Annotated in this window: 19 protein-coding genes and 1 pseudogene; 15 read left to right on the top strand and 5 right to left on the bottom strand. The window is 56.2% G+C overall.

The window, feature by feature from the left end; genetic code table 11:
• The first annotated feature begins 99 nt into the window (after positions 1–99).
• The 12 genes and pseudogenes from Q0Z94_RS05410 (at position 100) to Q0Z94_RS05355 (ending at position 11,899) form a co-directional block, all read left to right on the top strand.
• Entirely contained in the window at positions 100–873 is a 774-nt protein-coding gene (locus tag Q0Z94_RS05410) for an ABC transporter permease (RefSeq protein ID WP_298068001.1), read from the top strand.
• Positions 874–883: 10 nt separating this feature from the next.
• Positions 884–1,705, top strand: coding sequence for an ATP-binding cassette domain-containing protein (locus Q0Z94_RS05405; protein WP_298068000.1), 822 nt, complete (start codon positions 884–886; stop codon positions 1,703–1,705).
• Between the two features lie 54 nt (positions 1,706–1,759).
• Positions 1,760–2,203: an outer membrane lipid asymmetry maintenance protein MlaD gene (gene mlaD, locus Q0Z94_RS05400; protein ID WP_298067999.1), complete on the top strand. Its 444-nt coding sequence runs from the start codon at positions 1,760–1,762 to the stop codon at positions 2,201–2,203.
• Positions 2,204–2,206: 3 nt separating this feature from the next.
• The gene (locus tag Q0Z94_RS05395) at positions 2,207–2,836 is read left to right on the top strand and encodes a phospholipid-binding protein MlaC (protein ID WP_298067998.1); all 630 of its coding nucleotides are present in this window, start codon (positions 2,207–2,209) and stop codon (positions 2,834–2,836) included.
• Complete coding sequence (locus tag Q0Z94_RS05390) at positions 2,833–3,636, top strand: VacJ family lipoprotein (protein WP_298067997.1); 804 nt, start codon at positions 2,833–2,835, stop codon at positions 3,634–3,636. The genes Q0Z94_RS05395 and Q0Z94_RS05390 overlap by 4 nt, the downstream gene beginning before the upstream one ends.
• Before the next feature lie 331 nt (positions 3,637–3,967).
• Complete coding sequence (locus Q0Z94_RS05385) at positions 3,968–5,926, top strand: 2-oxoacid:acceptor oxidoreductase family protein (RefSeq protein ID WP_298067996.1); 1,959 nt, start codon at positions 3,968–3,970, stop codon at positions 5,924–5,926.
• Positions 5,907–5,951 (top strand): annotated as a pseudogene (locus tag Q0Z94_RS05380) (hypothetical protein); the annotation flags it as partial. The gene Q0Z94_RS05385 and the pseudogene Q0Z94_RS05380, both read left to right, overlap by 20 nt.
• A gap of 18 nt (positions 5,952–5,969) precedes the next feature.
• Entirely contained in the window at positions 5,970–7,475 is a 1,506-nt protein-coding gene (locus Q0Z94_RS05375) for a 4Fe-4S dicluster domain-containing protein (protein ID WP_298068008.1), read from the top strand.
• A gap of 206 nt (positions 7,476–7,681) precedes the next feature.
• Complete coding sequence (locus tag Q0Z94_RS05370; RefSeq protein ID WP_298067995.1) at positions 7,682–9,001, top strand: malic enzyme-like NAD(P)-binding protein; 1,320 nt, start codon at positions 7,682–7,684, stop codon at positions 8,999–9,001.
• 83 nt (positions 9,002–9,084) lie between these two features.
• Complete coding sequence (locus tag Q0Z94_RS05365; protein WP_298067994.1) at positions 9,085–10,059, top strand: TRAP transporter substrate-binding protein; 975 nt, start codon at positions 9,085–9,087, stop codon at positions 10,057–10,059.
• Between the two features lie 72 nt (positions 10,060–10,131).
• Positions 10,132–10,611 carry a TRAP transporter small permease gene (locus tag Q0Z94_RS05360; RefSeq protein ID WP_298067993.1) on the top strand — a complete coding sequence of 160 codons (480 nt, stop codon included), beginning with the start codon at positions 10,132–10,134 and terminating at the stop codon, positions 10,609–10,611.
• Between the two features lie 10 nt (positions 10,612–10,621).
• Positions 10,622–11,899: a TRAP transporter large permease gene (locus Q0Z94_RS05355; RefSeq protein WP_298067992.1), complete on the top strand. Its 1,278-nt coding sequence runs from the start codon at positions 10,622–10,624 to the stop codon at positions 11,897–11,899.
• A 198-nt stretch (positions 11,900–12,097) separates the two neighbouring features.
• Here the strand turns inward: Q0Z94_RS05355 and Q0Z94_RS05350 are convergent, their stop codons facing one another.
• The gene (locus tag Q0Z94_RS05350; protein ID WP_298067991.1) at positions 12,098–12,802 is read right to left on the bottom strand and encodes a flavodoxin family protein; all 705 of its coding nucleotides are present in this window, start codon (positions 12,800–12,802) and stop codon (positions 12,098–12,100) included.
• A gap of 158 nt (positions 12,803–12,960) precedes the next feature.
• Entirely contained in the window at positions 12,961–14,118 is a 1,158-nt protein-coding gene (locus tag Q0Z94_RS05345; RefSeq protein ID WP_298067990.1) for an iron-containing alcohol dehydrogenase, read from the bottom strand.
• A gap of 544 nt (positions 14,119–14,662) precedes the next feature.
• Here Q0Z94_RS05345 and Q0Z94_RS05340 point away from each other — a divergent pair.
• On the top strand, positions 14,663–15,058 hold the full coding sequence (locus Q0Z94_RS05340; protein WP_298067989.1) for a nuclear transport factor 2 family protein: 396 nt from the start codon (positions 14,663–14,665) through the stop codon (positions 15,056–15,058).
• Between the two features lie 125 nt (positions 15,059–15,183).
• Here the strand turns inward: Q0Z94_RS05340 and Q0Z94_RS05335 are convergent, their stop codons facing one another.
• The 3 genes from Q0Z94_RS05335 to Q0Z94_RS05325 all read right to left on the bottom strand — a co-directional run bounded on the left by Q0Z94_RS05335 (position 15,184) and on the right by Q0Z94_RS05325 (position 20,609).
• On the bottom strand, positions 15,184–16,449 hold the full coding sequence (locus Q0Z94_RS05335) for a DUF401 family protein (RefSeq protein WP_298067988.1): 1,266 nt from the start codon (positions 16,447–16,449) through the stop codon (positions 15,184–15,186).
• A 209-nt stretch (positions 16,450–16,658) separates the two neighbouring features.
• Complete coding sequence (locus Q0Z94_RS05330) at positions 16,659–18,824, bottom strand: bifunctional (p)ppGpp synthetase/guanosine-3',5'-bis(diphosphate) 3'-pyrophosphohydrolase (protein WP_298068007.1); 2,166 nt, start codon at positions 18,822–18,824, stop codon at positions 16,659–16,661.
• A 162-nt stretch (positions 18,825–18,986) separates the two neighbouring features.
• Positions 18,987–20,609, bottom strand: a complete 1,623-nt coding sequence (locus Q0Z94_RS05325; protein ID WP_298067987.1) for a peptide-binding protein — start codon at positions 20,607–20,609, stop codon at positions 18,987–18,989.
• Positions 20,610–20,773: 164 nt separating this feature from the next.
• Between Q0Z94_RS05325 and Q0Z94_RS05320 the strand changes: the two genes are divergently transcribed.
• Positions 20,774–24,028: a DEAD/DEAH box helicase gene (locus Q0Z94_RS05320; protein ID WP_298067986.1), complete on the top strand. Its 3,255-nt coding sequence runs from the start codon at positions 20,774–20,776 to the stop codon at positions 24,026–24,028.
• Between the two features lie 133 nt (positions 24,029–24,161).
• Positions 24,162–24,859, top strand: a 698-nt coding sequence (locus Q0Z94_RS05315) for an NAD-dependent protein deacylase (protein ID WP_298067985.1), incomplete at its 3' end; no start/stop codon positions are given.

The following is a 24,859-nucleotide window of genomic DNA, read 5'->3' as shown; positions in this document are numbered from 1 at the left end:
CTCCATGCAAGACGTTGTTTTCCGCGCGCCTGTGCCCATTGCAAAAACTCGCCGTCTGCGCTATCATGTTTCACCATATCAGGCAGGGAACGACTGGTTATGAACGAGATCCGTACACCCATTTTTCAGCTTCTGAATCGACTGGGAGACATGACCCTCTTCCTCGCCGAGGGCTTCCGGCAAATTCCTTACTCCAGGCGTCTCGCCGGAAAAGTCGTCCAGCAGGTCTACGTCATCGGCGCAAAATCCATGTTCGTCATCCTGCTCATCGGGCTTTTTACCGGCCTGGTACTCGGGCTTCAGGCGTTTTACGCCATGTCCATGTTCGGCGCGCAGGGTATGCTTGGTTCGCTCCTTGCCCTGACGCTCATCCGCGAAATGGCCCCCGTGCTCACGGCCGTCATGATCACCGCCCGCGCTGGCTCCGCCATGACCGCTGAAATCGGCGTCATGCGCATTTCCGATCAGATAGACGCTCTGGAAGTCATGGACATCCATCCCATCGGCTACCTTGTCAGCCCAAGGCTGCTGGCCGCACTTATCACCTTCCCACTGCTCACCTCCATCTTTACGGTCATCGGTATCTTCGGCGGCTACCTCTCCGCCTGCGTCCTGCTTTCACTCAATGAAGGCCGGTATTTTTCCGGCATAGAATCCAGCGTCACGCTGCACGACATTCAAGGCTGCTTCCTCAAGGCCGCCGTCTTCGCAGTCCTCGTGATCCTCGTCTGCTGCTATCAGGGCTACAACGCCCATCTGCGCAAAGACGGCAAGGGAGCGGAAGCCGTCGGCAACGCCACGACATCGGCCGTGGTGATGAGCTGCGTACTCATCCTCATGGCGGACTATGTGCTTACCTCTTTCCTCCTGTGAGGCGGTCCTCATGAACGTTGACGCCTGGAACATATCCATCAGAAACTTGAACGGCGGGTACGGCGGCCGCGTGGTACTGGAGGATCTCACGGCCGAGCTTCCGGCAGGGGCCATCACCACGCTGCTTGGTGAATCCGGATGCGGCAAGACCACGCTGCTGCGTCTCCTCCTGGGCCTGAACACGCCACTTTCTGGGCAGATCTTCATTGGCGGTCACGACATTTGCCGTATGCCGCCCGCCCAGTTCCACAAGATGCGCCGCCGCTTCGGTGTGCTGTTTCAGGACGGTGCGCTCATCAGCTCCCTGACGCTGGAGGAAGACGTGGCGCTGCCGCTCATGGAGCACACCCGCCTTCCCCGCAAGGTTTTGCAGGAAGCCGCGCAGCGGACACTGGAACTCGTGGGACTGGAGCGCTTTGCCAATTTTTATCCAGGGGAACTTTCCGGCGGCATGAGAAAACGCGCAGGACTGGCCCGTGCCATTGTCACGGAGCCTCCTGTCCTGTTCTGCGATGAGCCTACATCCGGCCTTGACCCCATAACGGCCGCACAGATGGATCAGCTTCTTCTCGACATGCACGCCTGCTATCCCCAGATGACAACACTTGTCGTGACCCATGACCTTGGGAGCATGGCCCGCATAGCCGAGCATGTCCTTGTACTCCATGCCGGAAAAACGGCCTTTTCCGGGACAAAGGAAGAACTCTCTCAAACGCGGGATCCCTACCTGCTCCGTTTCCTTGACCGGCAGTTTGAAGAATCCCGCCGCATGGCGGCCCCGCCGCTCAACAATGCGGTGCGGAGCGCTCTGGAAGAATGGCTTAACGATTGATCTCAGGCCGCCGCTTTTCTGAAAGCGGAGCGTCTGCTGAGCGAAGAGGATAGTATGTCTGCTGCAAAAACTACCGTGATTGGCGTTTTCGTGTTGATCGGACTCATCTGCGTGAGCTATCTCACCATCAAACTTGGGCGCATGGAAGTACTGGGCGACAAGGGCTATACCGTGTCGGCGCGCTTCTCTTCCGTCGCCGGGCTGCGCGTGGGAGCCAGCGTCGAGATCGCCGGAGTATCCGTGGGCAAGGTTTCCGCCATCCGCCTCGACACCAACGACTATACGGCCTATGTTGATCTGCATATCAATGAGGGCGTACCGATTTCCGAAGATTCCATGGCTTCCGTGAAGACCAGCGGACTTATCGGCGACAAATACATCTCCATCACGCCCGGCGGAGCGGAAGAAACGCTTCGGCAGGGCAGCGTCATTTCTGATACAGAACCGGCTCTCGACCTTGAAGCTCTCATCGGCAAGGTCGTTTTTGGAGGGGTTTAAGCCATGTGCGTCAAACAGTTCTTTCTTGCCCTTGTTTTATGTCTGACGACGGCGCTGTCCGCCCAGGCCGCACCGCTTACCGCACGGCAGACTGCAGAAGAAGGCGCCTCCCGTATCCTCGCACTCCTCAACGATCCCGCCTTCAGAAACCCGGAAACAAAAATGGCTGTCCGTCAAAAGATCGAACAGGAGGTTCTTACCCTTTTCGATTTTGAAGAGTTTGCCACCCGTACCGTGGGACCGTCCTGGAGAAAGTTCACTCCGCAGCAGAAAGAGGACTTCAAGACCGCTTTTACCGATCTTCTGCGCAACACCTATGTGGACACCCTGGACAGCTACAACGGCGAAAAAGTAGAATTCACAGGAGAGACCAGCTCCAACAACGGCAAGCGCGTGGAGGTCCAGATGAACTTTCTGGCCAGGCAAGTTCATCCCGTAGCCTTCAGAATGCTGGAAAAGAACGCTCGCTGGGTCGTGTATGATGTTCTCATCGAAGGTATCAGCATGATCAAGAATTACCGCGACCAGTTCCGGGACATTCTGTCCAAGGGCGATCCCCAGACGCTTATCGAGCGTGTCAGGGCCAAGGCGGAAGAGCAGAAAAACAAAAAGCAAAAGGACGCGGAAAAATGAGCCTTGCCAGACTTGTCCTGACGGTATTTCTCCTCTTTGCCGTGAGCGCCTGCGCCAGACAGGTTCCCGATACCGGCAGTGAAGCTGCCGCCTCTGTGTCCGCGCCCGAAGCCGCTCAAACTGATGCCCTGCCTGTGGAAGACAACAGTTTGGATGACTACGACGACTACTCCGCCGAAGACGCAAAGATCGCCGATGATCCCCTCGAAGGCTGGAACCGCTTCTGGTTCCATACCAACGACTGGCTGCTTCAGAACATCGTCAAACCCGTGCACAAGGGCTACTCCTTCGTCGTCCCCGCCCCCATCCGCTCCGGCATCAGCACTTTTGCCTACAATCTTGCCTTCCCCGTGCGCATGATAAACTTCCTGCTTCAAGGGGAATTTGCTCAGGCAGGAGTGGAGTTCGACAGAGGTCTGGTCAACTTCATGGTGAGCCTGGGCTTTGCCGATGTCGCAAGCCAGAGCAAGCCGCTCTATGAATACCACCCCGAGACGGCGAACTTTGACGGTACCCTCGCCGCATGGGGCGTTCCCGACGGACCCTACTTCATCATCCCCTTCCTCGGTCCTTCCACCGTGCGCGGAGCCGCCGGACTTGGAGGCGACCTGTTCATGAAGCCCCAGGACTACATGCTCGACTGGCCTGTCACCGTGAGCAGCACCGTATTCTTCGCCTTCAATTCTGCGGACAGACTCTATGAGCCTTATGACCAGATCACCGAATCGGCACTGGAGCCGTATTCCGCCCTGCGCAACGCCTACATGAGCAAACGGTTCCAGCTTCGGAACCGCTTGTAACCCGCGCCGGGTTTAAGGCATGGGTCTCACCGCGAATTTTCCCTGCTGCGAAACCAGCATGGTTCTTGCCGTACCCTGCCGGAACACCTCCACATGTGGCTGAGACAAACAGCACATCAGCGGCAGCAGCCGGTAAAAGACAGAACCGCATGACGGCTCCGGTACACGTTCAGGCAGGAAAAACTGCGCCCTTGCTTAGTGTGTCCTGAGAACTGACGATGCGGGCATGGTTCACTCTTTTTTGTATCCAGACTTTTCTGTTGACAGGGGGCGGCAGTAGTGTTCCCCTCAGTTTATCTCTTCTCCCGATGGCTTCAGCAGAAGGTTCTTTATGTCTACTCATAATTTCGTTACCATGGACGGGAATACCGCAGCGGCGTATGTTGCCTACGCCTTTTCTGAAGTAGCGTCGATCTACCCCATCACGCCTTCCTCAAACATGGCGGAACAGACCGACGTCTGGGCGGCATCGGGCCGAAGGAATCTCTTCGGGCAGCCGGTTTCCCTCGTCGAAATGCAGTCGGAAGCCGGAGCCATAGCCGCCGCGCATGGTGCGCTTCAAACCGGATCTCTTGCCGTATCCTTCACCTCCTCACAGGGCCTTCTGCTGATGATCCCCGTACTCCACCGCATTGCGGGTGAACTTCTGCCCTGCGTTCTGCATGTGGCCTCACGCACGGTGGGAACCCATGCCATGTCCATCTTCGGCGACCACTCCGATGTCATGAACTGCCGGCAAACAGGTTTCGCCATGCTCTGCACCGGGAGCGTTCAGGAGGTCATGGATCTTGCCGGACTGGCCCATCTTGCCGCCATCCAATCCCGTATCCCCTTCCTTCATTTTTTCGACGGCTTCCGCACTTCGCACGAACTTTGCAACATCGAAAAAATTGACCTTGACGCCCTTGCCTCACTTCTGGACAGGGACGCTTTGGCACGCTTCCGCGCACAGGCTCTCAATCCGGAACATCCAAAAATCCGTGGAACCGTTCAGAACAGCGACGTGTTCTTCCAGATCCGGGAAGCCTCCAACCGCTTTTATGACGCGCTGCCCGATGAAGTGGAAGCTCTCATGCAGAAAATCAGCGCCATCACGGGACGGGAATACCATCTTTTCAACTACTACGGTGCGCCGGATGCCGAAGAAGTGGTCATTGCCATGGGTTCTGTCAGCGGCTGCGCCATGAGCGCCGTAGACTGGCTCCGCGCCCGCGGCCGCAAGGCGGGATTTCTACAGGTGCATCTCTACCGCCCCTTCTCTGCGCAACATCTGAAACAGGCACTGCCTCCCACGGTGAAACGTATCGCCGTCCTCGACCGCTGCAAGGAGCCGGGAGCGGCCGGAGAACCTCTCTATGAAGACGTTTGCACCGCACTTTCAGGACACTCGGGCCTTGTCATCACGGGCGGACGCTACGGCCTCTCCTCCAAGGATACAGACGAGTCTCTCATCTGTGACGTGTTCGACAACCTGCACTCTCCGCACCCCAAAAACGGCTTTACCATTGGCGTTGACGATGATGTTACCCGGCGTTCCCTGCCCCGCGGCAGACGCTTCGAACCGGATGCGCACACGTTCAGCTGCAAGTTTTGGGGACTGGGTTCCGATGGAACGGTCGGCGCGAACAGAAACACGGTGGATATAGTCAACAGCACAACCAAACTGTACGCCCAGGCCTATTTTGAATTCGATGCAAAAAAATCCTACGGCGTCACCAAGTCGCACCTGCGCTTCAGCTCCTCCCCCATCCGCACCTCCAGCCTTGTCCGCCGGGCCGACATTGTCGCCTGCCACAACGAAACCTTTGTGGGCAAGTACGACATGGCGGAGGAACTCAAGGAACACGGACTGTTTCTCCTGAACTCCAGCTGGCCGGACGATATGCTGGAACAGCGGCTTCCGGCTTCTCTGCGCAGGACGCTGGCGCAGAAGCACGCCCGGCTTTTCGTCATCGATGCCAGCGCTCTGGCCCAAAGTCTGGGCCTCGGTTCCTATGTGAACAACATCCTTCAGGCCGCCTTCTTTCGCATCGCGGACATCATGCCTCTGGAAGCGGCGCTTTCCGCGATGGAAGAAGCCGTCCGCCGCACCTACTTCGCCAAGGGCGACGCTGTCGTTGCCAGGAATCTTTCCGCGCTCAGGGCAGGTGTGGAACGGGTGCGGGAAGTCCCCGTGCAGACGCCGTACAACGGGGGGCAGCTCGTCCGCCGATGCGCCTGTTTCCCCTGCGGACGAGCTGCCCCCCGTTGTACGGCGTCTGCTCCTCCCCATCAACGCGCAGAAGGGTGACGAGCTTCCGGTCAGCGCCTTCAATGGCTATGAGGACGGACGGATGGACATGGGCCTCACCGCCTACGAAAAACGGGACATCGCCCTGCGCGTACCGGAATGGGATGCCCGTGCCTGCGTTCAGTGCAACAGGTGTTCATTCGTCTGCCCGCACGCCGTTATCCGTCCCTTCCTCATGACGCCGCACGAAAGCGCAGCCGCACCTTCGGATCTGCCCCATGTCCCGGCGCGTGGCGGCGCTGCTCAAGGCTATGACTATGCGCTCCAGATCAGCGTCAGGGACTGCACGGGCTGCGGGAGCTGTATCCAGAGCTGCCCTGCCTCTGCCCTCTCCCTGATCCCAAGAAAGGCTTCCAAAAATACGCCCGAGCAGTGGGAATATCTCCTTTCGCTTCCCGAAAAAACTGATCTCTTCGACCCGTTCACTGTCAAGGGCAGCCAGTTCCGCCAGCCTCTGCTGGAATTCTCGGCAGCCTGTGCCGGCTGCGGCGAAACGCCCTATGCAAAACTGCTCACCCAGCTCTTCGGGCCGCGCGTCTACTGGGCCAACGCCACAGGCTGTTCTCAGGCATGGGGAGCCGCCATGCCCGGCATTCCCTACACCATCAAGAAAAACGGCCGGGGGCCGGCGTGGTCCAATTCGCTCTTTGAAAACAATGCCGAGTTCTGCCTGGGTATGCTCCTTTCCGACAGGTATCAGCGGGAAGCGGAAAAACTCCGCGTCGAAGCCCTGCTCCGCGCTGTACCGGAAGGCAGTCTTGCCCTGGCCGCCCGTGCCTGGCTGGAAGGCTTCGACGATGCTGAAGCGTCGGAACAAACCGCCGCGGCGCTCATCGAGGAGCTGGAACATTGTTCCTCTCCTCACGCGGCAGCCGTTCTCCAGCATAAAGACCATCTCTCAAAAAAATGCTTCTGGATGTACGGTGGCGACGGCTGGGCCTATGACATCGGCTTCGGCGGACTGGATCATGTACTGGCTTCGGGCGAAGACCTCAACGTACTGGTGGTCGATACGGAAGAATACTCCAATACCGGCGGTCAGTCCTCAAAGGCCACACCCATGGGGGCGGTGGCCAAGTTCTGCGCTTCGGGGAAAAAGGGGCACAAGAAGGATCTGGGCGGCATGTTCATGGCCTACGGCAATATCTACATCGCACAGGTCTGCATGGGGGCCGATCCGAACCAGCTCATGACTGCGCTCAGGGAAGCGTCCAGCTACCGCGGCCCCTCCCTCATTATCGCCTACTGCCCCTGCCGGAGCCACGGACTGCACTGCGGGATGGAATATGTGCAGGAGGAAATGAAGCGGGCCGTGGAAGCGGGATACTGGCCGCTCTACCGCTTCGATCCCCGGAAGGAAGAACCTTTCGTTCTGGACTCCCCCGAGCCGTCTCTTGAGTATTTCGATTTTCTGCGCGGTGAAACGCGTTATTCCTCTTTGGAAAAGACATTTCCCGAAGAAGCGGCATCCCTTTTTGCTCAAAGCCGCGAAAACGCACTTCGGCGCTATGCGCGCTATGCCGCTCTCTCACGTCATAGACAAAATTAGGAGATCGAAAGTACCGTAAAAGAACTTGCAAGAAGAAACTATATCGTCTATAAGCAATTCTAGGTCGAAGGGGTGAATTTGCAGATATGCAGTTGTAGATTACACCTGCAAAAACTCTGGACTTCTTCTCCTTGTCATAAAACGGCGCCATAAAACGGCGAAAAGCCTTTGGCAACGTTCAGAAACTCTAATTTTCAGGAGAAACCATGTCTTCACTCTACACCAAGGAAGAGGCTCTCGCCTACCACAGCGATCCGCGCCCCGGCAAAGTCGAGGTCGTCCTGACCAAGCCTTTTGCGACTCAAAAGGATCTTTCCATGGCCTATTCGCCCGGCGTGGCCGAAGCCTGCATGGAAATATACCACGAACCTTCTCTTGTCTCCAAATACACAGGCCGTTCCAACCTCGTGGCGGTGGTCTCCAACGGCACGGCCGTTCTGGGTCTCGGCAATATCGGCGCGGCCGCGGGCAAGCCCGTCATGGAAGGCAAGGGCGTACTCTTCAAGTACTTCGCCGATGTCGATGTCTTCGATCTTGAAGTGGCCGAGCTTGACCCCGACAGACTGTGCGAAGTGGTCAAGGCTCTGGAACCTACCTTCGGCGGCATCAATCTTGAAGACATCAAGGCGCCGGAATGCTTCTACATTGAAGAGAAGCTCAAGAAGGAAATGAACATCCCCGTGTTCCATGACGACCAGCACGGTACCGCCGTAATCTCCGGTGCGGCGCTGCTCAACGCCTGCGAAATCAGCGGCCGCAAGCCCGAAGAACTCAAGGTTGTCGTTATGGGTGCGGGTGCGGCTGGTATTGCCTGCTGCAACCTCTACTGCGCGCTGGGTGTCAGACGCGAGAACGTGTACATGTTTGATTCCCGAGGGCTCATCCATGCCGGACGGACGGATCTCAATCCGTACAAGGCCGCCTTTGCTCAGAAGGAAAATGTGGGCGATCTGGCCGAATGCATGAAGGGCGCGCATATGTTTCTTGGCCTCTCCAAGGGCAATCTGGTCACGAAGGACATGGTACGCTCCATGTCTGATCACCCCGTCATCTTCGCCATGGCCAACCCCGTGCCCGAAATCAGCTATGAAGACGCCAAAGAAGCCCGTCCCGACTGCATCATGGGCACCGGCCGTTCAGACTATCCCAACCAGATCAACAACGTTTCCGGCTTCCCCTACATCTTCCGCGGCGCTCTGGACGTGGAAGCCGTCGAGATTAATGACGCCATGAAAATCGCCGCTGCCCATGCCCTTGCAGCACTGGCAAGAGAACCCGTGCCCGCGGACATTCTCAAAGCCTACAATACCGACTCCATCAGCTACGGCATCGATTATGTGATACCCAAGCCCCTGGATTCGCGCATCCTCACCACGGTGACCCCAGCCGTAGCCCAGGCTGCCATGGACAGTGGTGTGGCCCGCCGTCCCATCGAGGATATGGACGCCTACCGCAAATCTCTTGAAGAGCGTATCCGCGCCTCGCACGCGCGCCTCACCCCCTTCATCGACAGCTATAAGAAGTAACGGCTGAACGGACTGGCGTTCACGGGAACGCCGGCTCTTTCACGGCATATCCCATGCACCGAGTAACCTGACAGGAGTTTCCCATGAAGTTCCGTACACTGCTGGCTGCCCTGGGCGGCGTGCTGCTCAGCGCATCCCTCTGCGTTGCTGCTCCCATCACCTTCAAGCTCGGCCATATCGCCGAACCTGAAAACCCCTACGGCATGGGCGCCGACTACTTTGCCAAACTGGTAAAAGAGCGCTCCAACGGCGCCATCGAAATTCAGGTCTTCCCCTCCAGCCAGCTTGGCAACCAGCGTGACCTGGTGGAAGGACTGGTTTTCGGTACTGTTGACATGACGCTCACCGGTACCGCCGTACTCGGCAACTTCGTGCCCGAAGTGTCCGTGTTCGACCTGCCCTTCATCTTCCGCGACATTCCCCATGCCTACAAAGCTCTGGACACCGTCGGCATGGAACTCTGCAAAAAGGGTGAAGCTCAGGGCATGATCACCCTGGCCATCTGGGAAAACGGCGTCCGTCACATGACCAACAGCAAGCGCCCCATCCGTACCCCTGAAGACATGAAGGGCCTCAAGATCCGTGTCATGGAACAGCCCGTGTACATCGAAATGATGAAAGTCCTCGGCGCCAGTCCCACTCCCATGGCCATGAGCGAACTTTACACAGCTCTGCAGAAGGGCGTTGTCGATGGTCAGGAAAACCCCTTCTCGCACATCGCCACCAAGCGCTTTGACGAAGTGCAGAAGTACATCTCCCTCACCGGCCATACCTACGCTCCCGAGCCTGTACTCATCAGCGCTATTGCCTGGAACAAGCTGAACGCCGAGCAGCAGGCCCTCCTGCGCAAGGCCGCCGAAGACACCCGCGACTGGCAGCGTCAGCTCTGCCGTGACTCTGAAGGCGCATTCATGAAGACCATCATCGACCGCGGCCATGCCGTCATCAACGATGACGTGGACAAGGAAGCCTTCATCAAGGCGACGGCTCCCGTTTACAAGATGTACACCGACAAGTTCGGTGACGCCACCATCAAGGCCATTCAGGCCATCAAGTAAGCCTTTTGTCCGGCCGGATCCTGTTTTCAAGGGTCCGGCCTCTTTTTTCTGTTCTGCCGATGGAGTCTGTCCATGTCCAAGATTCTCAATTTCATCGACATCCTTCTGAAGCGGCTCACGATCTTCTGCATAGCGCTCATGCTCGTGATCGTCTTCGTTCAGGTCATCACCCGTTACTGCTTCAACTACACGCCCAGCTTCGGCGAAGAACTGGCCCGCTATCTGTTCGTGTGGACGGTGTTTCTCTCGCTGCCTCTGCTCGCCCGTTCAGGCGGTCATATGGCCATCGAAACGCTGACCAACCGCATCCACGGAGCAAAGCTGAAAGCCTGCCGCATCCTTGCCGATATATTTTCCTTCTGGTTCCTTGCCATCATGGTATGGTACGGCGGCAAAATGGTGGTTCTGGCGCAGTACCAGACCTCTCCGGCCATGCTGATCCCCATGTCCTATGTGTACAGCGTCATCCCGTTCGGCTGCTTCGTCATGCTGCTGTACACCGTGGAGAACTTTATCAAAGTCATCCGCACTCCTGCGGATGAGGTAAAGTAGGAGGTCGGATATGGCACTGTGGGTCATTCTTTCCACGTTCGCCGTCATTCTCGCCAGCGGCGCGTCCATCGGCGTGGGCCTCGGTCTTTCCTCCGCCATCACCATGTCCACAGTTATGGGCACACCGCTCATCGCCGTGGTGCAGAAAATGTTCACTGCTGTGGACTCGTATTCCTTCCTGGCCGTGCCCTTCTTCATGCTGGCCGGTGCCTTCATGTCCGACGGCGGCGTGACCCGCCGCATCGTGGACTTCTCCATGGCTCTGGTAGGAGCACTGGCCGGCGGTCTGGCCCTGGTGGTCGCCGTGGCCGGTATGTTCTTCGCCGCCCTGTCCGGCTCTTCGGCCGCAACGACGGCGGCCATCGGCGCGTCCATGATTGATGAAATGGAACGCCGCGGCTATCCGCGCTCCTTCGCTGCTGCTGTCGTGGCCTCCGGCGGCACGGTGGGAATCGTCATTCCGCCTTCCGTCACCCTGGTGGTCTACGGCTCCATCGCCAATACCTCCATCGCAGACCTGTTCATCGGCGGCGTGGTTCCCGGACTGTTCATGGGCGTGGCGATGTGCCTCGTGAGCTGGATCATCTCCAAGAAACGCGGCTACAAAGGCGAAGGCAGCTTCTCCTTCACCCGCCTCCTGCGCACCACCAAGGACTGCTCATGGGCTCTCATGATGCCCGTCATCATTCTGGGCGGCATCTACATGGGCATCTTCACTCCCACCGAGGCTGCTGCCGTGGCCGCCGTGTACGGCGCGTTCGTGGGTCTGTTCATCTACAAGGAACTCAAGTGGACCGACCTGCCCAAGACATTGCTGTCCGCAGCCAAAAGCACGACCATGATCATGTTCGTGGTGGGCGCGGCCAACGTGTTCGGCTGGATCCTCACCTGGGCGCAGGTGCCGCATTCGCTGGCTCAGACCTTTGCGACCATCACGGACAATCCCTTCATTTTCCTGATGCTGGTCAACGTACTCCTGCTCTTCATCGGCACACTGGTCAACGCCTCGGCAGCCGTGGTCATTGTCACGCCCATTCTGCTTCCCGTGGCTCTGGGACTGGGCATCGACCCGCTGTTCTTCGGCGTCATCATGGTCGTCAACCTGGCCATCGGCTGCATTACCCCGCCCGTGGGCCTGGATCTGTTCGTGGTGTCTTCCATCACCAAGATCTCTGTGGACAAGATCACCGTCAAGGTCATGCCCTATCTGCTTACCCTGCTGGGTACGCTGGTGGTTATGACTTACTTCCCGCCCATCATCACCTTCCTCCCCAGCCTCATGCACTGATTGCAGACTGACGTCGGGCAGACTTCGACATAACGGCAACGGCTCTCCCATGCTTTGTGCATGAGAGAGCCGTTTTTGCAGTCAGTATATCACCTTTCCCCTTTACCTGAGGTATGATTTGCTCCGCCGGTTGTCAGGGGCACAGTTTAAAAACTACCGGACGCTGCGAGGTCTCCTTTTGAGGAACGGTTAAAGTATCTACACTCTGGCTCCCAGCGCACGAGCATCCGCAGGGAAGTTCGTGCCCTCGATATCCTTGCGGACAAGTACATGCCTCGCAAGTACCACCTCTTGGTCCTCCCACGGAAGATACCTCAGCAAAACCTTGTAATGTGCCATGATGGCGTCCATGTTCCAGTCCGTATTACTGCCGCAAGTGACAAGCATGGCTGATTTCATGGGATGCTTCCTAAGTGCGGCACGTTGTGACAGCAGGCGATCCAGAACAATCTTCAATTGTGCAGTCATCAGGTAGTAATAAAGTGGCGTCACAAGCACTATCATGTCCGCAGAAAGGATTTCAGGCAGAATTTTCTGCATAGCATCTTTCTGAATACATTCTCCATTATGCTCGTCGCAGTAATAACAAGCCCTGCACGGACCTATTTTTTCAAAAGCAGCGTCAAAGCGGATGACATTATGTCCTTTTGCAGACGCTCCGGCGATGAATTCATCAGCCAGCAGCGCTGAGGTCCCCCTCCGATGAGGACTACCGGTAAGCATGACTATTTTCATAGCTTTTCCTTCAGCATCCGCCGCCAAAATGTCGGCGGGGGAAAGCAGCCGGGAAGCGCTTCCGAAAGCCAGTGCGCCTCCAGCCATTTTCAGAAGATATCGACGCGTTAAAGCTGGCTGTTCATCCTTGTCGAACGTATCCTGGTTCACATCGTTCATGTCGGCCATTCTTTAACTCCTTTTAAAGTTCTTTGATAATGACCATTGAATACTCTGTTGTCAGAATAATGATAGACACAAATTCGTCCATTAATTGCCTGATTATTTCAATTAAAAAGGTTCTTGAAGTATCATATGTTAAATCGTATTACTCTAAATTACATGTACTACAAGCTCATATACAGAATCTTGACAACATCATCTTCCGACAGCGGAACGTAGGCGTCTTGAAGTCTGCCTATGCGACATGCCTTTTCAGCCATCATCGAAAAATGAACATCGTCAATGCCGAAGGCTGACAGTGTTGAAGGAAGCCCTATTCTCTTGAAAAAAGCTTCCGTCGCATCAATACCTCGATTTGCCAAGGTAAACTTGTCTTCACTGCGTTCACATCCCCAGACGTTGACCGCGTAGTCGCAGAATTTATCCACCGTGTACTCAGAAAGAATGAAACGCATCCATTTCGGAGTGAGGACAGCAAGCCCGGCCCCATGCGTTATGTCATACATCGCACTGAGTTCATGCTCAATGTAGTGGCAGCTCCAGGCGAAGTTCTTGCCTGTGGAGCCTAAACCATTCAAAGCCATGGACGCTGCCCACATCAGCTGCGCTCTTGCCTCATAATCGGAAGGTTTTTCAAGAGCGATCGGCGCATATCTGATGACAGCCCTCAGCAATCCTTCATTGATGGCATCGGGCACAAATGCCTGCTCACGATCAAAATAGTTTTCGATGACGTGAGACATGATGTCGGCGGAACCGGAAGCCGTCTGGAACGGCGACACAGTGTAGGTGTTTTCCGGATTGAGTACCGCTACCCCAGGCAGGACACAGGGAGAAAAGAACAGCAATTTTTCATGAGTATTCGGGTTGGAAATGACGGCTGCAGCATCTGTTTCACTGCCGGTGGCGGCAAGGGTCAATACCACTGCAATGGGCAATGCACGGGTTATCCTGTCCATATGCACTACCATATCCCATGCGTCGCCTTCCCAGTAAGTCGCGGCAGCAATGGCCTTGGAACAGTCAACAGTACTGCCGCCTCCCACGGCAAGAATCATGTCAATGCCTTCTCTTTTGTAGAGAGCGGCACCTCTATTAACTGTTTCCACTCTGGGCTTAGGTTCGATGCCGCCCAATTCAAAAATTTCAAAATCGCTCAATAGAACCCTGAGCTTGTCGTAAAGGCCATTTCTTTTGATGCTGCCACCGCCATAGGTCAACAGGATCTTTTTGCCGTAGCTCTTCAATCTGTCAGGAAGTGCTGCTTCCTGACCCATACCAAACAGAATGTCAGTTGTCATGTGGTATTCAAAACTCTTCATGGATAACTCCTTCACATAACTATAAATTTTAACATACATTGCTTTTAATCTGACAACATACCTTTTTCTATACATAATTTTTTTCAATTTCTTGCCTGATTTTTGCGTAGAAGAAATATGTTATATCATAACATTTTGAAATAATGCCTGTTAATTTTAATGAAGGTAAAAGCAGCAACATGAAGAACCATACAGAAACTCTGGCTGCGCAGACTCCGTTGCCGGATAAAGCCTCCGCGCACGGTCTAAGCATAACTGTCCATGTCGTGACAGAGGCATGAGGCGCGTTTGCTGACGAGCCTGCGTGTTTCCGGCCACGGGTTGGACAATGCCTGCGATGTTCCTCCCGCGGATCCGAATTGTCACGCGTGCGTTGATGGAGCTTTGGACGTGCCGTTAGAATTTTCCCATAACCCAAAGTGAATACTTTTCTCCCCGACCGTTCAAACGCCCCCTGCAAAAACTTGCGGAACCGCCCACCATCGTTTATAAAAACGGAAGGTTCCCTGCTTCCACAAGCTTCTGCCGCAACTGAGGAGGTTTCATGTCAGACGCTCCCATCCTTCAGGCGCTGGAACGTTACATCCAATCCATCAATCATGCCGAAGACATCTCTCTTGCCGAGGCCTTATGGCTTTGTGACGACACGCCGTCGATGATCTTCCCGCTGGGAAAGGAAAACGGCTGGAACAACATCAAAAACAATTTTTACGGCGCGGTCATGTGCGGAAGATTCTCTTCCAGAAACTTGCAGATGATCAGCAAGCCGGAGATTCAACTCTTTGAAAACTTCGCACTGGCAAGGTTCGACTGGGAATTTCATGCCATTACCAGGGCGGATTCTTCAGAAAGAGAAACCAGGGGCAGGGAAAGTCAGGTGTACATCAAGAGCGATGGCGCATGGAAACTGCTCCATGTGCATTATTCTCAGCTGAAATAAACTCGCGAACCTTTTTTGCACGCTTCCTGCACAGCGTGGAGAATTTTGAATAACGTACCGCCGGCCTCGGACTTGTTCAATGTTAAGGCGAAGCTGAGAACGCTGTCTCAGCACTTGGTGCGGTGTCACACCATGAGCAGGAGAACGCAAAACCAGAGGATACAGCCTCCCGCCACGACTGCGGCTGGAAGCAGTACCCGCCGCAAAAGCCGGCTCATAGAAACCTGAAAATACTGCGCCGTCACGACCAGGCAGACATGCATGGGGGAAAGCTGTTCCGCCAGATAGGAAAACATCACGGTCAGAGCAATCCAGGCGATGCGTTCATCCCAGGCTCCATAGTGCTGAATTACCCCAAGAACCACAGGTGCGCTCACACCAATGCCGCCCATAAGCAGCCCGATGAGTATTCCGGCGATCAGAGGTGTCAGTGTACAAATGAGAAAAAGTCCGGCTTCGCCTTCGGCAAGCGCTCCCAGAGGCCGCAGCATGTCTCCTTCTTCCAGAACCGCCTTGAAGAAAAAAATACCCAGGATGACCAGCATATTGTTAAGAGTGCGCTTCGTCAGGAGCATATGCGGCAGTTCTTTCAGCGGCAGCCGGTTCTGAAGCCGGCAGATGACGGCACCCAGCACAAAGGCAACCGTTATACTGAAGCCGGCGTTGAGCGCAGGGCAGACAAGGCGCAGCACAACTGCCAGCGCAAGGCTCGCCAGCATGGGCAGGGCCTCCAGAAAAAAGCCCGAGCTCTCCTCTTCTGCTGCCTCTGCTGTTCCTTGTGGTAAAACGCGGGGAAGGTTACGCAGAAAAAAGAACCAGCCAACCGCTGTTGCCCAGAGGAACGTCGGAACGCCGATCAAGAGGAGCAGGAGAAAGGAACAGTCTCCCATGGCTGCAAAAAGGAGTATGCCCGGCGAAAGCGGCGTCACGACTTCGCCAATGTGCCGAAACCAGTAGTTCAGAAGAGCCTTATGCTCATTATTCAATGTGAAAGGTCTCGCCGTCTCCTCTACCAGAGGACAGGTAAAGATTGCGCCTCCTGGGATGGGGAAAAAGCCCACGAGCGCAGGAAAAAGGATAAACTGCAAGGCCCGGGACGGCACGGCACGGGCCACCATGTCCATCATGCGCCGATTTTGCCCGCTTTGCTCCATGTCTCCCGAAAAGACATAAATCGCGACCAGGGCGCAGGCCAGACTGACCATGCCTTCATCGGTAACCGCACTGCAGAAGACCTGGACTATGTGCCAGGGCGTCATGGCTGCGCTCAGGGCCAGAAGCAGCGCGGACAGAAACATTCCGCGGGCCAGCCAGCCCCGATGTGCCATCAGTACTAAAATAAAAAGTGCCGCGCCCAGGCGCACAAGTGTCAGACAAAGTTCCCAGGCCATATTCTTCCTTTTGAGCCATTCCTTCCGCACCGTTCACAATAAGCGTCAGAAACTTCGTGACCCGTCTTGCGGGCCAACATCGAACACCCATGCAAGGCAAGTGGAACAAAGCTCAGGCCTCGTTCCGTACCGAAGTTTCTCTGCCTTGAGCAGACACCCATGACACGTCAGGAGTACCGCCAGCGCCCTGCACGGCGGCACGGCGAGGCTTAGTCCACCAGCTCGGCGTTGCCTCGATGCACCTCGATAACATTCTCGATGGCTCTCAGCTTGTCGATGGTCTGATACAGATGTACGGCATCGCGCACTTCCACCGTAAAATCCATCTGAGAGCGGCCGTCCACCGTGGATGAGACCTGTACGGCGTTGATGTTCACGTCCTGCTGGGCGAAAACAAGGCTTATCTTGGCAAGCAATCCCTTTTCATTACGGCCGACAATCTTGATTTCCGCCGGGAACGGCTTGCTCTCCTCGTTGTTCCACGTCACGGAGATGAGACGCTCGCTTTCCAGATTTTGCACATGCGGACAGTTGGCCGTATGGACGATAACACCACGCCCGCGGCTGATGAAGCCGATGACCTGATCGCCGGGCACGGGCTTGCAGCACCTGGCGAAATGGATGAGCGTGTCTTCGATGCCCTTGATCGTGATTCCATCCGCAGGCTTGTGTGCAGGTTCCCCCGCTTTAATGGGAGTAATAACGGGTTCAGCCACCACTTCCTGCTTGGGATTCAGAATGGTCAGAAGCCTCTGGAGCACCTTCTTGGGCGTGAGCTTGCCCGTGCCCACGGCCGCAAACAGATCATCCAGCACATTGAGGGAAAATTCCGGAAGCACAAGCTGAAGCCGTCCGTCCTTGGACGCCTTGACAACGTTGAAGTCCAGCTTGCGCCCTTCCTTTTCCAGAAGCTCCTTGCCCAGCACCACGGCCGCAATCCGTTCTTCCGTGCGCAGATAGTGCTGGATGCGGCTGCGAGCCTTGGAAGTCTTGACAAGCTTGAGCCAGTCCCGGTGCGGATGGCGATTTTTGTCGGTGATAATCTCCACCATGTCGCCGTTTTTCAGCGACGTGGCCAGAGGTTCAAGCTTGCCGTTGATCTTCGCCCCCACGCAGTGGGCGCCGATGTCCGAATGGATAAGGAAGGCGAAGTCCAGAGGCGTCGCCCCCTTGGGAAGCTGCTTCACCGAACCGGTGGGCGTGAACACGAAAATTTCATCGTTGAAGAGATCCATGCGCAGCGAACTCATGAACTCTCTGGAATCGGACTCATCACGCTGCCGTTCCATAAGGTCGCGCAGCCACTGGAACTGAGGCATGTCCTGCATGGCGATGGCGTGACTGCGCTCCTTGTACATCCAGTGCGCGGCCACGCCGTGTTCGGCCATGTCGTTCATCTCTTCCGTGCGGATCTGGATCTCGATGCGCTCGCCCTCCGGCCCCACCACCGTCGTGTGCAGGGACTGGTATCCGTTGGCCTTGGGCATGGAGATATAATCCTTGAACCGCCCAGGCACAGGCCGCCACAGGACATGGACAAGTCCCAGCATGGCGTAGCAGTCGCGCAGTTCCTTGACGATAACGCGGAAGGCTATGATGTCGTGCATTTCGTCAAGCGGTGTCTTCTGCGCCGTCATCTTACGGTAAATACTGTACGTCTGCTTGATACGGCCGAACACGCGCCCGTCGATACGGTTCTCCGTCATGATCGCTTCTATTCGGGCGATCACCTTGTCGATGAGCTGGCGCTCCACAAGCTGATTATCCCTGATCCAGTTCGTTATCTCCGCGTAGGCATCGGGCTGGAGGTAGCGGAAGCTCAAATCTTCAAGTTTTTGTTTAAAGCGGTGCAGTCCCAGACGGTTTGCCAGCGGCGCATAAATATCCATCGTCTCCTTGGCGATACGCTGCTGCTTGTACGGCTTCTGGAAGTCCAGCGTGGACATATTATGGAGCCGGTCGGCCAGCTTCACCACGGGAACCCGTATGTCGTGAGCCATGGACAGGATCATTTTGCGGATGTTCTCGGCCTGGGCTTCTTCCTTGGTATCGAAGGTCATCATGTTGATCTTGGTCACGCCGTCCACAATGTCGGCGACCTGTTCCCCAAAAAGCTCATCCAGTTCATCAATGGAAGAGTCCGTATCCTCAACGGTATCGTGGAGCAGACCCGCGGCGACAGTGTGCTCGTCAAAGCCCATTTTGGCGAGCGTCAGCGCCACGGACGCCGGATGCACCATGTACGGATCACCCGACAGCCGGAGCTGCCCCGCATGGGCTGCCGAAGCGTATTCATAGGCCCGGCGCACCATGTCCGCATTGGCTTCGGGATAGTGTTTCAGCAGATGGCCGATAATCTCGTCCGCAGAGGGCATCTGGACCTTAGGCTTGCCCGTGGCCTGAGACTGTGTGGTGGCAGTCCCTTCAGAAAAAAGAGAAGACGTGCCGCCCACAGCCGTCTGAAGCCCTGCAGGAGTGCTGACGGAAACGTTTTCTGCCACGAATGACGGAGAAGAGTGCTGACTCATATCGACCTGCTAGCGCTGGAGCGCCCTGGGAACCCACCAGCGATCAAAGTTGTAGGTAATGCCCGCCGGCGCTGATTGTATGCCGTGGAAACGGGACTGAACCATGGGCAGAGAATACGGCACATAGAGAAAAAGGTACGGCTGCTCTTCGTGCAGTATTTCCTGAAAGCGGTCATAGAGCTTCTTACGCACGGTGCGGTCGGAAGTACTCCTCGCCCGTTCCAGAATATCGTCCACTTCCTTGCTGCTGAAGCTCACAAAATTGAGTCCGTGCGCAGAAATGGCCGAAGAATGCCACACGTCGAATATATCAGGGTCGTCCAAAATATTCCATGCAAGAATGAGGGCGTCAAATTTTTTCGTGCCGACAAATTCCTTCAGGAAGGCCGCCCATTCCACGGTGCGGATAGATGCACGCACACCCACGGCCCGGAACATCTGCTGAAGGATCACGGCCACCTTGATACGCTCGTCGTTCCCTTGATTGACCAGAATGGTAAATTCAAACGGCCGGCCGGCCTTGTGCAAGATTCCATCCTTTCCGGGACGCCACCCTGCCTCGGAGAGAAGCTGCCGCGCTCTGGCCGGATTGTAGGGATAGGGCTGAATATCCGTATTATAGGCCCAGGTGCCGGGCTTGTACGGGCCAATAGTGGGTTCGCCCATGCCCAGCAATGCGCCCTTGATAATGCCCCGGCGATCCACGGCATGGGAAAGCGCCTGCCGCACCTTCCTGTCCTGAAAGAACGGGCTGTTCAGATTCAGTCCGAGGTAGGTGTAGCCCGAGGCGAGGTATCTGTACTTATGCCAGTTCTTCTCCCACCACTCCCCCTGAGTCTGGCGCAGATACTGCTGGGGACTCAGGCCAATGAAGTCGATCTTGCCCGCCCTGGCCTCCAGAAACATAGTCGTTCCGTCGGGAATGATGCGGTAAATGACCTCGTCCAGACATGGACGCCCCTTGAAATAGCGCTCGTTGGCTTCGAGGATGATGCGGCTCCCCGGCTCCCATGACTTAAGCTTGAACGGGCCGGCACCGATGGGAGCGCGGGAGAAAGCCGTTGACGCAATGTTCTCATGCTCAAGGATATGCTTGGGAAGGATCGGGTGCATCCAGGTGACGGCAGCCCGCGCGTAAGGAGCTGCGTACCGCACTTCAAAGGACAGAGGTCCTGTCTGGCGGTATTCCCTGACGTTGAGAAAATCGGCGGCGTAGGCTGTGGGAGTTTTAGGATCGGTCATGAGCCTGTAGGTAAAGGTCACATCGTCCGCTGTGAGGGGCTGCCCGTCCTGCCAGACGATCCCATCCTTTAACTTAAACCGCATGAAGGTTCCGCCTTCCAGAACTTCCCATTCCTCAGCGGCGCACTTCACAATATTCAGATCCTTGTCGTATTCCAGGGGGGACGTATAGAGCAGTCCTGCCACCTCGGAAGACGCGGAATCCGAGGCCAGATAGGGGATAAGGTTGGACGGCTCGCCAATGCTTCCCATGAGGATACGGCCGCCGTACTCCGGCGTTTGGATCTCGGCCGCCCGGACGATGCCACCCCCAAGGCACAGTGCGAGCAGAAAGCACGCAGAGACTGCCCGGCCTACCCTTTGCGGTGAGAAAAATCGACTTTTTTTCATGAAGAAAAGCCTAGCATAGTTCCCTTCTCTTGAAAACTAAGGTAGAGTGTACCGAAATTGAAAAAGAAAGCATCGAAAACCATACGCGCTCGAAGAACGGTCTCCTCCCGGACGATCAGATAAGACTGCGTATCCCCCCATTTCTGGCATATGCCGAGGTGTTCATGAATCGCCGAGAAGAAATCGCCGCCCGCGAACTTGCCGAGTCCTTCGTTCACAACACTATCCCCGAATACATAGCAGACTACGGAAAAGCCATCGAAGCGGAGGGCAGCCTCAGTAAATTCACGCTCCGCTTCGAAAACAATATCTGGAACATCGAAAGCACCATCCAGGGCGAAGACTTCGAGACGTACCGCCCTGTGGTCACGATCAATCTGGACGAACAGCGCGTGGACGCGCTCTGCAACTGCATGGAGGCCTTCAACGGCCCCTGCCGCCATACGGCCGCCGCTGCCATCCACTTCATCAACTCCCTGAACATCTCCGAAGGCAACAGTGAAATCGCACCGCCGCCACGCACGGACTGGCGTCAAAGCTTCCGCATGTTTTTCTCCGGGACGCTTGAACCCGAGACGGGCCGTCACTATTTTCTGTTCCGCTTCTTCCCGGAACCCGGGCGTCTTTCCGTGGAGTTTTTCCGTGCCCGCCAGAACAAGACCGGCCTGTCCACGGTGCGACAGGAAGTGACGCTGGAGCAGATACTGCGCAATCCCGAATGGTGCGAGCACTCTCCTGACCTGCCTGTGGTCTGTCGCCAGATCGCCCATTACCTCGACTACTACGGCCACCGTGTGGAGATCCCCGACGGTCTGCTTTCGTGGTTCTTCTGGGCTATCCGCAAGGAGGATTATCTTTTCTGGAAGGACACGGAGATCCCCTGCCGCATCGAAAGTTCCCCCATGGCACTGAAACTCTGCCCGTCTCTTGAGGAGGAAGGGCTCAAATTCGATGTACTGCTCCAGCGTGAAGGCAAAAAGCCGTTTTCCATCCTCGACGAAGAGCCTGAAGAAAACGGCGATATTCCCGCGCCGGTGCACGAAGGAGCCACGTTCCACGGTCAGATGCCTCTCTGGGTGTGCTGGAACCAGGGCTTCTACCCTGTCCAGACCTGCCTGAGCCACAAGGTCATCCGCGCACTGGTACACAAGGGGCCGATCATTCCCCAGGAAGATATTCCCGAATTTCTCGACCGCGTGTGGACTCGCCTTCCATCCTCGGAACTGTACGAACAGGATGAGTTCCTCAAAATCATGGAACCCGTGTTCCAGCCTGCAACGTATAACCCCAAGCTCTTCCTTGATGAGGAAGGAAGCCTGCTCACTCTCGAAGTCCAGAACATCTACGAGACGCTGCACGGAGAGTTCACTCTGCCCGGCCCCAACCCCGACTTTCAGACCGGCAGCTATGTGTACGAGGGCAGAACCTTCCTTGTCCGCCGCAATCAGGTGGAGGAAAATTCCCTCATCACTCAGCTTTCGGACATGCGCTTCCAGCCGCGAAGCAACCGCCTGTGGTTCATGGAGCCGGAAGAAGCCATCGCCTTTCTGCTGGATTCCTACCCTACCCTGCTGGCAAACTGGCGGGTCTACGGAGAAGCCACGCTGTCACGCTACAAGGTGCGCGCCTCCACGCCGGTCATCAACGCCAGTGTGGAAAGCAACAAGAAGGAAAAATGGTTTTCTCTGGATATTTCCGTGGATTACGACGGTCAGAGCCTGCCTCTCGACCGCATCTGGAAGGCATGGCTCAAAGGTAAGCGCTATGTCCAGCTCAAGGACGGATCCTACGCCAGCCTGCCGGAATCCTGGCTCGAAAAACTGGCCCACAAGCTCAAAGTCCTGGGGCTCGATCCCGTCAAGCCGCCCAAAAGACAATTCAAGCAGTACGAAGCACCTGTCCTCGACAATCTGCTCGAAGATCTGCCCGGCGCACTCGAGGACTCCTTCTGGAGCAAGCTCCGCGAGAATATCCGCAACTTCCATGAAGTCCGTCAGATCGATACACCGCACGGCCTTCAGGCTTCCCTGCGTCCGTACCAGCTTCAGGGCATCTCCTATCTGAACTTCCTCAATGAGTACGGCTTCGGCGGGATACTGGCCGACGAAATGGGCCTAGGCAAGACCATACAGACGCTGGCCTTCATCCAGCACATGGTCAACCGCGGTGCCAAGGGGCCGAACCTCATCGTTGTGCCCACTTCCGTACTTCCAAACTGGGATCGCGAAGCCTCGAAGTTTGTGCCCGGTCTGTCGCGGGTCATCGTCTACGGTACCCGCCGCGAAAGTCTGTTCCGCAAGATAGCGTCCTCAAACCTTGTCGTCACCACCTACGCCCTGCTGCGCCGCGATATGGACGAGCTGGAACAACACGAGTTCAACTCCATCATCCTTGACGAAGCCCAGAACATCAAAAATCCGAACACCATCACGGCCCGTTCCGTACGCCAGATCAAGGCCCGGATGCGCCTCTGTCTCTCCGGTACGCCCATTGAGAACAACCTGTTCGAACTTTGGAGTCTGTTCGAATTTCTCATGCCGGGCTTTCTGGGGAGCCAGCACGCATTCCAGCGCGGAGTCATCAAACCCATCAAGGAAGGAGACTCCGAAACACTGGATTATCTGCGTTCCCGCGTCCGCCCCTTCGTCCTGCGCCGCACCAAGGCGGAAGTGGTTAAGGATCTTCCGCCCAAGGTGGAAAACATCATGTACTGCGCCCTTGAAGAGGAACAAGCGGAGCTTTACGCCTCCCTGGCCCGGAAGCTGCGCGAACAGGTTCTGGCCGATGTAGACAAGAAGGGCATGGCCAAGAGCCAGATGTCTATTCTCGATGCGCTGCTCAAGCTACGCCAAATCTGCTGCCATCCCAAACTTCTCAAGCTGGACATGCCAGGCTTCAACGCCAACATGCCTTCCGGCAAGTTCGAAGCGTTCAAGGACATGATCGTCGATATTGTGGAGGAAGGACACAAGGTGCTCGTGTTTTCGCAGTTCGTCCAGATGCTCCAGCAGATACGCAGCTGGCTGGAAATGGCCGACATGCCCTTCTGCTATCTCGATGGTTCCAGCAAGGATCGCCTGGAACAGGTGGACCGCTTCAACAACACGCCCTCCATTCGTATCTTCCTGATTTCCCTGAAGGCCGGCGGCACGGGTCTGAACCTGACCAGCGCAGACTACGTCATCCACTACGACCCGTGGTGGAACCCCGCTGTGGAAAGTCAGGCCACCGACCGCGCCCACCGCATCGGCCAGATGCGTCAGGTTTTCTCCTACAAGCTGATCTGCCAGAACACGGTGGAAGAAAAAATCCTCAAGCTTCAGGAGATGAAACGCGGTGTCGCTGAGGCCATCATCCCGGGACAGGATTCCTGGAAATCCCTGACACGGGAAGACCTGGAAATGCTGTTTGAGGTCTGAACCGCAGACTGCCGCTCTCCTCGTTGAAGACGGCAGTCTGCTTTGTTGCCTGAACCAAGGTCTTAAAATTTATAAGAGCGAACGCTTCCTCGAAGAAAACGAGCTGTTTTGCTGACAGAAGGGGCACTCCATTATGACACTTTCCGAACTTCTTGCCGGGTCACGTCACGCCGTTGCGCTGACGGGCGCAGGCATCTCCACGCTCTCCGGCATCCCCGATTTCCGCAGTCCGAGCGGGCTTTATCATCGGTCCGACATCGATGCCGGAAAGCTTTTCGACATCGACTATTTTCTGCAGGATCAGAAATACTTCTACCATCACTCGAAGGATTTTCTCTACAACCTTGATGAAAAAGAGCCAAACCTTGTCCATACGGCACTGGCACGGCTTGAGAGAAAGGGCATCATCCACGCCGTCATCACGCAGAACATTGACCTGCTCCATCAAAAGGCCGGCTCACAGAAGGTTCTGGAACTGCACGGTTCCCCCAAGCAGCATCGCTGCCTGAATTGCGGAAAAACCTGGAATTTCGAGAGCATTGCCACCATCGTGTACGCCGGAGAGATTCCGCACTGTGACGTCTGCGGCGGCATCGTCAAGCCTGATGTCGTCTTCTTCGGAGAAAGCCTGCCCGTGGACGCTCTGACCGAGGCTGAACGAGAAGCTCGTGCTGCAGACCTCATGCTGGTGCTGGGTACAAGCCTCACGGTCTATCCCGCCGCAGCCCTCCCGGAAATCACGCTCCGCTGCGGCGGAAAAGTTGCCATCATCAACCGTGATCCAACGCACCTTGACGGTGCGGCCTCCTGGGTGGCGAGGGATCTCGCCAG

It is taken from the genome of uncultured Mailhella sp. (assembly GCF_947631555.1).
Taxonomy (GTDB): Bacteria; Desulfobacterota; Desulfovibrionia; order Desulfovibrionales; family Desulfovibrionaceae; genus Mailhella.
Note: the sequence above shows the minus strand (reverse complement) of the source record. Positions and strands in the feature narration are given on the sequence as shown.